The sequence below is a fragment of the Pseudomonas sp. LA5 genome (genome assembly GCF_028640825.1).
GTDB classification, from domain to species: Bacteria; Pseudomonadota; Gammaproteobacteria; order Pseudomonadales; family Pseudomonadaceae; genus Chryseomonas; species Chryseomonas aestiva.
Genome location: NZ_JAQYZY010000021.1, coordinates 61,803 through 71,217 on the forward strand (window position 1 = coordinate 61,803; position 9,415 = coordinate 71,217).

7 protein-coding genes are annotated in these 9,415 nt (G+C 61.4%); 2 read left to right on the plus strand and 5 right to left on the minus strand.

The window, feature by feature from the left end; translation table 11 throughout:
- Nucleotides 1-352 precede the first annotated feature (352 nt).
- The 3 genes from leuD to PVZ72_RS04510 all read right to left on the minus strand — a co-directional run bounded on the left by leuD (nucleotide 353) and on the right by PVZ72_RS04510 (nucleotide 3,977).
- Nucleotides 353-1,021 (minus strand): 3-isopropylmalate dehydratase small subunit, encoded by a 669-nt coding sequence (gene leuD / locus PVZ72_RS04500; RefSeq protein ID WP_273861303.1) that lies wholly within the window; start codon nucleotides 1,019-1,021, stop codon nucleotides 353-355.
- A gap of 16 nt (nucleotides 1,022-1,037) precedes the next feature.
- Nucleotides 1,038-2,456 (minus strand): 3-isopropylmalate dehydratase large subunit, encoded by a 1,419-nt coding sequence (gene leuC / locus PVZ72_RS04505; RefSeq protein WP_273861304.1) that lies wholly within the window; start codon nucleotides 2,454-2,456, stop codon nucleotides 1,038-1,040.
- Between the two features lie 159 nt (nucleotides 2,457-2,615).
- Nucleotides 2,616-3,977, minus strand: a complete 1,362-nt coding sequence (locus PVZ72_RS04510) for a dicarboxylate/amino acid:cation symporter (protein ID WP_273861305.1) — start codon at nucleotides 3,975-3,977, stop codon at nucleotides 2,616-2,618.
- Between the two features lie 422 nt (nucleotides 3,978-4,399).
- Here PVZ72_RS04510 and PVZ72_RS04515 point away from each other — a divergent pair, with 422 nt between their 5' ends.
- Nucleotides 4,400-5,323, plus strand: a complete 924-nt coding sequence (locus tag PVZ72_RS04515; protein WP_187981382.1) for a LysR family transcriptional regulator — start codon at nucleotides 4,400-4,402, stop codon at nucleotides 5,321-5,323.
- Nucleotides 5,324-5,766: 443 nt separating this feature from the next.
- Here PVZ72_RS04515 and PVZ72_RS04520 read toward each other — a convergent pair whose 3' ends face one another.
- The gene (locus tag PVZ72_RS04520) at nucleotides 5,767-7,173 is read right to left on the minus strand and encodes a heavy metal sensor histidine kinase (protein ID WP_273861306.1); all 1,407 of its coding nucleotides are present in this window, start codon (nucleotides 7,171-7,173) and stop codon (nucleotides 5,767-5,769) included.
- 5 nt (nucleotides 7,174-7,178) lie between these two features.
- Nucleotides 7,179-7,853, minus strand: a complete 675-nt coding sequence (locus tag PVZ72_RS04525) for a heavy metal response regulator transcription factor (RefSeq protein ID WP_273861307.1) — start codon at nucleotides 7,851-7,853, stop codon at nucleotides 7,179-7,181.
- Between the two features lie 220 nt (nucleotides 7,854-8,073).
- Here PVZ72_RS04525 and PVZ72_RS04530 point away from each other — a divergent pair, with 220 nt between their 5' ends.
- Nucleotides 8,074-9,327, plus strand: coding sequence for a TolC family protein (locus tag PVZ72_RS04530; RefSeq protein WP_273861308.1), 1,254 nt, complete (start codon nucleotides 8,074-8,076; stop codon nucleotides 9,325-9,327).
- Nucleotides 9,328-9,415: the final 88 nt, after the last annotated feature.

The following is a 9,415-nucleotide window of genomic DNA, read 5'->3' on the forward strand; positions in this document are numbered from 1 at the left end:
ACGCGCAGCTGTGACGCCGACCGTTCACGTTGTTGGCGGTCCGCCAGGATTCGCCATACCCCCCCATTGACGATTTCGTACCGCAGCAGGGTAAGCAGGTACGTGCCGGGAGGGTCCGTAAAAAGGCATAGTCCGATCAGAGGTCTTAAGCAACGGTCGGTACGACGAGCTTCTGGATATCCTCCTCGATCACGGCCTCCTGGAGCCCCTCTCTCTCTGAAAACTGGCCTGGACAGAGCGATGAGTGGTCGTCTGCCAGATTGTTTTTACCACCAGAGCGAGAGGGGATATCGGCTTATCTCAATGCGCAGCTGATGTCACTGAAACAAGGGTGATCATGGATTCATAGCCGTTAGCCAAGCGCTCGCGTCGATTCTTCAGGGTTTCTGAACAGCCAGGGCTGACGTGCCCGGTGCTTGATTTCGAACGCCGTGATCGCATCGGCTTCCAACAAGGTCAGGCCAATATCGTCCAGCCCCTGGAGCAGGCAGTGTCTGCGGAAGGCGTCAATCTCGAAGTCCAGGATTTTGCCATCCGGACGGGTCACGGTCTGGGCCTCCAGGTCGATGTGCAGCTGGTAGCCCGGCTCGGCTTCGACCTGCCGGAACAGCTCGTCCACCTCACTATCGCTCAAGACGATCGGTAGCAGGCCGTTCTTGAAACTGTTGTTGAAGAAGATATCGGCGAAGCTCGGTGCGATGATGCTGCGGAAACCGTACTCCTCCAAGGCCCAGGGCGCATGCTCGCGACTGGAACCACAACCGAAGTTCTCCCGGGCCAGCAAGACGCTGCTGCCCTGATAGCGCGTGGCGTTGAGGACGAAATTCTGGTTCAGCGGCCGCTTGGAATTGTCCTGGTACGGCTGTCCCTCATCCAGGTAGCGCCATTCATCAAACAGATTGGGGCCGAAACCCGTTCGGTAGATCGACTTCAGGAATTGCTTGGGAATGATCTGGTCGGTGTCGACGTTGGCGCGATCCAGAGGGGCGACAAGTCCTGTGTGCTGGGTAAAGGCTTTCATGCTTGGCTCCTTCAGATCAGATCAGGTCACGGACGTCGACGAAGCGACCGTTCACCGCCGCAGCGGCGGCCATGGCCGGGCTGACCAGGTGGGTACGACCACCGGCTCCCTGGCGCCCGGCGAAATTGCGGTTGGACGTAGAGGCGCAGTGCTCGCCGGACTCCAGGCGGTCCGGATTCATTGCCAGGCACATCGAGCAGCCTGGCTCGCGCCATTCGAAACCGGCGTCGAGGAAAATCTTGTCCAGGCCTTCCGCTTCGGCCTGGGCCTTCACCAGACCTGATCCCGGCACGACGAGGGCCTGCTTGATGGTCGAAGCCACCTTGCGGCCCTTGGCGATCACGGCCGCAGCCCGCAGGTCTTCGATCCGCGAATTGGTGCATGAGCCGATGAACACGCGGTCGAGCGGGATGTTGGTGATCGCCTGATTGGCGGTCAGACCCATGTATTTCAGGGCACGGACGATGGAGTCGCGCTTGATCGGGTCCGCCTCCTGGGCCGGATCGGGAACGTTCTGGTCTACGGCCAGGACCATTTCCGGCGAAGTGCCCCAGCTGACTTGCGGCTTGATCTGCGCGGCGTCGAGTTCGACCACCTTGTCGAAGCGGGCGCCGGCATCAGATACCAGGTCTTTCCAGGCTTCGACGGCCATATCCCACTCCGCGCCTTTCGGGGCGAACGGGCGGCCCCTGATATAGGCGATGGTTTTTTCGTCCGTCGCTACCAGACCTACGCGGGCGCCGGCCTCGATCGCCATGTTGCAGATGGTCATGCGGCCTTCGATGGACAAGGCCCGAATGGCGCTGCCCGCGAACTCGATGGCGTGGCCATTACCCCCGGCGGTACCGATCTTGCCGATTATTGCGAGGATGATGTCCTTGGCGGTCACCCCGAATGGCAATTGGCCATCGACGGAAACCAGCATGTTTTTCATCTTCTTGGCGATCAGGCACTGGGTCGCCAGCACATGCTCGACTTCGGAGGTGCCGATACCGTGTGCCAGCGCCCCGAAGGCGCCGTGGGTAGCGGTGTGGGAATCGCCGCAGACCACGGTCATGCCCGGCAGGGTGGCGCCCTGTTCCGGAGCGATGACATGAACGATACCGTGGCGAACGTCGTTCATCTTGAATTCGGTGATGCCGTACTGGTCGCAGTTGTCATCGAGGGTCTGCACTTGCAGACGCGAAACCGGATCGGCAATGGCGGCGATGCCACCCTTGCGCTCAGCTGTCGTTGGCACGTTGTGGTCCGGGGTCGCGATGTTGGCATCGACACGCCAGGGCGCGCGGCCGCTCAGCCGCAAGCCTTCGAAGGCTTGGGGCGAGGTCACTTCGTGAATGATGTGACGGTCGATGTAGAGCAGCGCCGAGCCGTCGTCGCGCTGTTTCACCAGATGCGAATCCCAAAGTTTGTCGTAAAGCGTTCGGCTAACCATCGCATTATCCTGCCTTGAGTTTTTTGTATGCCAGAAAACTGGCTCTTAGATCGAATCGAACAACAAGAACGTGTTTTTCATCGACAAGTAATGAACACAATCTTTGTGCGGAGCAGACGCCGACGTGAGGCTGCTTAATAAAGGGCAGTCAGATCTTTATTAATGTTTGAGCGCCCGACTTGTAACATCGGGTAGTTGCACAAGCGTCTCGCTCGATGACGTCGCCGATCTGGCGGTCTCGGAGCGCGCAGCATCACGAGTTTCTTCCAGGTCTTCGCCATCAAGCGCTCTATTCATTTTGGCCGTGTCCAAAGCGCCCACCCATTTGGCGATGGCCATCGTTCCGACCCCATTGCCGATCGTATTGGTAATGCCCCGCGCCTCGGACATGAAGCGATCCACACCCAACAGCAGCACCATGCCGGCCACCGGGATGGTGTCGAGCGAAGCCAGGGTCGCCGTGAGGATGATGAAGCCTGCCCCGGCCACGCCCGCGGACCCCTTGGAGGTAAACATCAGAACGGTCAGCACGATCAGCTGATCGGTCAAGGTCAGCGGGGTATTGGTCGCCTGGGCGATGAAGATGGCGGCAATTGTGTAGTAAATGGCTTGCCCATCAGGATTGAAGGTCAGGCCTGAGGGAATGACGAGTCCTGCCACCGGCTTGGATACACCGGCCTTCTCCATTTTCGAGATCATCTGCGGCAACACCGATTCGGATGAGCAGGTCCCCAGCACAGTGAACAGTTCTTCCTTGATGTACTTCAGGAACTTCCAGAGGCTGAAGCCACTGTATCGGCAGATCGGACCCAGTACGAAAATCACGAACACCGCGCAGGTCAGATAGACGCAAGCCACCAGCTTGCCCAACGAAAACAGCGAGCCGAAGCCGTATTTGCCGATGGTGAAGGCGATCGCGCCGAAGGCTCCGATAGGCGCCAGGCGCATTATCATGCTGACGATCCGAAACATGCCTTGCGTCAGGCTGTCGAGCGTGTCAACGAAGAGTTTCGCCCGCGGCCCGGCATTGGCCAGGGCCACCCCTAGCAAGACTGAAAACAGGAGTATCTGCAGCACGTTGCCCTTCGCGAAGGCATCGACGATGGTGTTGGGAATGATGCCCATCAGGAAGTCCATGGCCGACGTATGCTTGGCGGCCGTGGCGTAGCTGCTGAGACTTGCAGTATCCAGGGTCGTGACGTCGACATTCATTCCACTGCCGGGCCTCAATACATTGGCGACCACCAGGCCGACGACAAGCGCCAGGGTGGAAACCACTTCGAAATAGATCAGGGCGCGGAAGCCGACCCGTCCCAGTTCCTTCATGTTTTCCATGCCGGCGATGCCGGTCACTACCGTCAGGAAGATGACCGGCGCCAACAGCATCTTGATGAGCTTGATGAAGGCATCGCCCAGGGGTTTCAGTGCCGCCCCTGTTTCAGGAAACAGCACGCCGACAAGAGCACCGGCTATTACTGCGATCAACACCTGTACGTAGAGTTTTCCGAGCGCTTTTTTCATTGTTAACTCCTGAATTTTTATTTTTGTCAGGAGACATCGGGTAACCGGCTTTCGACCGGTCGCGAGATGTCTGAAGTATTGCCTCGCACGATTGAAGACGGTCAGTGATCAATCAGTACCAGCACGCACATCTCCTCTATCGAAGTTAAAGGCCTCGGTGCGAGCCGCTTTCAATAGGGTGAGGTTCAACGTCGAACGTCTTCGGCAGTCGTTACTGGTCTTGGATCCCATTATCTGGCTCAGTCCAATACACTCCGCTGGAATTGCGGGAGTTTTGATGGCGCTTTTAACTGGCTCAACTAAGCCGACTGGTGCGGGATGGTTGATCGCAGGCTGTTCAGCAGAGTGTGGGAGGAGTATATGTAGTGATCGCGACCCTGTGAGTGCCTCAAAATCACTACTTAATTAACTTTGAGTTACTAATGAGCCAGACCCTTGATCTCGCTTTTTTCCATCTGCTTGCCGAGAAAGGCAGCCTGGCAGCGACCGCTCGGGAACTGGGGGTGACCCCGCCAGCGGTGAGCAAGCGTCTGAGTGCGCTCGAAGCCCGCCTGGGCATTCGCTTGGTCACCCGGACAACCCGGTCCATGAGCCTGACGGCCGAGGGGGAGATGTACTTCAACCATGCCGAGCGCATCCTCACGCAGATCAATGAGGTGGAGCAGCTGGTCAGCAGCTGTCGCGCGACCCCCAAGGGCCTGATACGAGTCAATGCGACCCTGGGTTTTGGCCGCCGCTATATCGGCCCGGCCCTCGCTGCCTTTCATACGCGCTATCCCGAGGTCAAGGTGCAGCTGGAGATCAGCGATCATCCGCTGGATCTTGCCGCCCATGGTTTCGATCTGGCCATTCGGATCGGCAACCTCCCCGACGCGGCGTTCCATGCCCGCAAGATCGCCTCCAATCGCCGACTGCTATGCGCCTCCCCCCTCTATCTGGAAAAGCATGGCAGCCCCTCCCGGCTCACGGACCTGCAAGACCACAGCTGCATTTTCCTGCGGCAGAACGAAGCGACCTACGGCGTCTGGAATTTCAACAACGGCGGGCGCACGCAAAATATCAAGATCCACGGTGCCCTGAGCTGCAACGATGGGGAGGTGGCCTTGAACTGGGCCCTGGAAGGCTACGGGATTCTGCAGCGCTCCGAATGGGATATCGCCCGCTATGTACGCAGCGGGCGCCTGAGGGTGGTGTTGGAAGACCAGACCGAGCAGGCGGATATCTACGCGGTTTACCCGCAACAGCTGCACCTCTCGGCCAGGGTGCGCAGCCTGATCGACTTTCTGGTCGAGCGTTTCTCCAATATCAACGCCATGGGAGAGGACACCGGCGAGTCCGACGCCTGAGCGCTGGGCGATCGCTGCCCACGGGCGGGGAGGTTGACGCGTTTTGCCTGATCCTGCTGACCGTGCCTGATCACTTCCAGCGGGCAGGGTGTTGCCATGAACGTCCAGGGCACGTAGGGGCGCATCACAGCATTCGGCTCGATCAGGGACCAGGACGGCTGGTCGAAGCTTTCCTGCTCAAGCCCTGAAACCATGACCTTTCGCTACTCGACAAAACGACCGCGACAGCTGGGGTTCTGAAGAGGGCGCGCGCGGTATGTCCAGGGCATGGTGAGCAGCGGTCATGTCCCATCTTGGATGCCTTGACTGCAGGCACGGCCGGGCAATCCTGCTCGGGGTATGGAGCCGTCAAGTACGAGGTCGGGGCATGGGGCGACGCCTGATCGGTTGGGGCCACGCTGGCGGGCCATAGCAGGTGTGGCAACCGAAGAAGATCGCCAGTATTAACGGCGTTCAGGGCCACCCTGGGCATCGTGGCTGGTCAGGGGCGTAACTGGCGAAGGAAATGTCAGCGTGAAACTCGTACTTCCCGCGTGACATTCGGCCTGCACCCACCCCTGGTGGGACGTCATGATCGCTCGGACGATTGCCAATCCCAGGCCGCTGCCACCTGTTTGACGGTCGCCAGCCCGGTAGAAGCGCTCGAAGACCTTCGACAACTCGTCCGGATCTAAGGGCGATCCTTGGTTCATCACAGTGACCTGCCCCCCGCCATCCTCTTGCTGGAGCAGTTGCACGGTCACTGGCGTTCCCGGATCAGCGTGTCGGATAGCGTTCGAGAGCACATTCGACAATGCCCGCTGGATCATCAATCGGTCGCTTTTGACGCGCAGCTGCCCCGTAACTGCGAGGTCTATATCGCGCGCCTCGGCATAGGCTTCGAACAGGCTGCAAACCCTGAGCGCCTCTTGCTCGACAGCCACCTTGCTCAACGAATTCAGCGGTTCGTGACTGTCCAGGCGGGCGAGCAGCAGCATGTCGGTGACGATTCGGCTCAAGCGATCCAACTCGTCCAGGGACTCTTCCAGCGCCTGTTGATAAGCGGTCTCGTCACGCTTCCGGCTGAGTATCATCTGCGTACGCCCAATGAGGATCCCGAGCGGCGTACGCAACTCGTGGGCAACGTCGTCGGCAAAGCGGTCGAGCAACTGCACCCCGGCGTTGAGGCGCTCCAGCATGGTATTCAGCGCAGTGGCCAGCTCAGCCACTTCTGCAGGCAGGTTGGTGTCGTCGACCCGCAAGGTGAGCTGTCGGGTAGTGATCGACCGGGCGGTACGGCGGAAGCGCCGCAAGGGTGCAAGGCCCTGATAGCCCGTCCACCACGCTGCGGCGCCGATCAGCAGCAGCAGAATCGGCAGGCTTATCAGAGCCGCGCGGAGGAAGGCATCCAGCAGAAATCTGTCGCTGCTGCGATCCTGGCTCAGCAGCAGCTGGAGTGGCGGTAGCCCCGGAATGGCCAGGCTGGTTCGGACAGTCAACAGGTCGTGGCCGTCATCTGAGTGCCAGGCCAGGGTCTGGGCATCCGGCCAGCGGCCTGGTCGTAACTCATCGGCGTAGGCGTGGGAGCCCAGTCCATACAGGGGGGTGTCTTCCGCAGCCGACAGCACGGTGACCGATAGCTCCTCGTGGCCCAGCAGCGCGTCGGCAAGCGCATGCTGCCAGGGTGCACTGGAATCGGCGGGCCGCTCTTCGAGGCTGTGCAGGATCTGCCCTGCTTTGGCCTGTAATTGATCGGCAGCGCGCTTATCCAGCTCACGGTCCAGGACGCCGTACACCAGGACGACCAGAACGACGGCCAGCAGCAAGCCCACGCCGGTGACGATGAGCCCCAGGCGCAGGGCGAGGCTCATGGGTCTCATGAGCGACGCTCCATCACATAGCCGACGCCGCGTACGGTATGGATAAGGGCTTCTTCGAAGGGCTCATCGACCTTCATCCGCAAGCGTCGAACGGCGACCTCCACCACATTGGTGTCGCAATCGAAATTCATGTCCCAGACGCGTGAGATGATTTCGGTGCGCGAGAGCACTTCGCCCTGGCGTTGCATGAGCAGGTGAAGCAGCGCGAATTCCTTGCTGGTCAGGTCGATGCGCTGGTCACCGCGAAAGGCGCGATGGCGAAAGGGGTGCAGCTCGAGATCAGCCAGTTGCAGGGTATCGCTGACCACCCGCGTTTCGCCTCGCCTCAGCAGGGCGCGGATGCGGGCGAGCAATTCCGGAAACTCGAACGGCTTGGTCAGATAGTCGTCAGCGCCAGCGTCCAGTCCGCGCACGCGTTCGCTGGTGCGGCTCTGGCCGGTGAGCAGCAGCACCCGGGTCTGCTTGCGTCGGCGCAGCAATTCCAGGACCTCCAGGCCATCCATCGTCGGCAGATTGATGTCCAGCAGGATCAGGTCGTAGTCCTGCTGCAGGGCCAGATGCAAGCCATCGATCCCGGTCGCGGCGCGATCGACCACATAGCCATTCTCCCTGAGGCCCTGCTGCAGGTAATCCGCAGCGCGGGCTTCGTCTTCCACTATCAGTAGGCGCATCGTCGGTATCGGTCGTGTCGAGGAAGCGGCGCAGGCTGAAGCCTGAAGTCGCTAGAGGGTCAAGCGGCCAAGCCTGCCGGTATACCTGTATCGCGGCAACTTCCTTGCAGCTTTGTAATGTTGGCGTCACCGGCGCGATAGGTGGCGCTCCCTAGAGTCGGCTCCGCTATCGAGCGACGTTCCCTTCAGGCGTCGCGCCTTCTGCACAGGAGCCGCTGTCGTGCCGTTACTTCCTCTCTGTCGACATCCCACGCCATCGCGCCTGCCGGGGCTGGTCCTGGGGCTGGGTCTGCTGCTCGCCGGCGGTCCGGTCCAGGCCTCATCGCTCACTCTGGAGCAGGCGCTGTTCCAGGCCCTCCGCGACAATCCCGACTATCTGGCGGCCCGCCAGGAGACCGCCGCAGCCGCAGGTGCCCGTCAACAGGCAGGCCTCCTGCCCAACCCCGAGCTCGCCTTCGAGGTAGAGGACACGCGCTCTGCCAGCCAGACCCGCAGCCTCACGCTCACCCAGCCCTTTGAACTGGGCGGCAAGCGCTCCGCGCGGGTGGCGGTGGCCGAGGCCAACGCTGGCGTGGTCGATGCGGACCTCGAGGCGCGGCGCTATGCCCTGCGGGCGGACATCATCCAGGGTTTTTACGAGTTGCTACTGGCCGAAGAAGGGGTACGGCTCGCCGAGCAATCGCAGGCGCTGGCCCAGCGCAGCCTGGACAGCTCAGGGGCACAGATTCGAGCGGGCAAGCTTTCGCCGGTATCGGGTATCCGCGCGGAGGTGGAGCAAGTCACCCAGCGGCTGGAGCTAAGGCATGCCCTGCAGCAACGCGACAACGCACGTGAGGTTCTCGCCCGCTACCTGGGTCTCTCCGTCACCCAGCTCGGTGAGCCGGTCGGTGACCTGGATCGTCTGCCCGCACCTCCCGGCGAAGCCCGGCTGCTGCAGGCCATCCGCCAGACGCCGGCGATGCTCAAGGCCCGGCGGCAGGTCGCCGCCGGGGATGCCGACGTCGATCTGCAGCGCAGCCAGCGCTATCCGGACGTGCGGGTGAGCCTTGGCAGTCAGTACGACGAGCTTGAGGGGGAGCGGGTCAATCTGGTGGGCTTCTCGCTTCCGCTGCCGCTGTTCGATCGCAACCAGGGCAACCTGCTCGCGGCCTCCAGTCGTGCCGATCAGGCCCGCGATCTCCAGCGAGCGACCGAGCTGCAGGTTCAGGCCGAAACCCTTCAGGCACTGCGCGACTGGCGTAGCGCATCGGCTGACGTCGACGACCTGCGCAACCGCGTTCTGCCAGCGGGCCAGCGCACGGTCGATGACCTCACGCGCGGCTTCTCGCTGGGTCGTTTTGCCCAGCTGGATGTGCTCGAAGCCCAGCGCGTCCTCATTGCGGCGCGGGGGCAGTACCTGCTCGCCCAGCGGGCGCAGATCGCCGCCTGGGCTCGCCTCGAACGCCTCCATGGCCCGCTCTTCACTTCCCCATGACGCTACAGATCCCGGGATCAGACCGGGTGCGGAGTTCTTGCATGACCATGACTTCATTCAGGCCGAGACTGCTGCGGCCGCTGCTGAT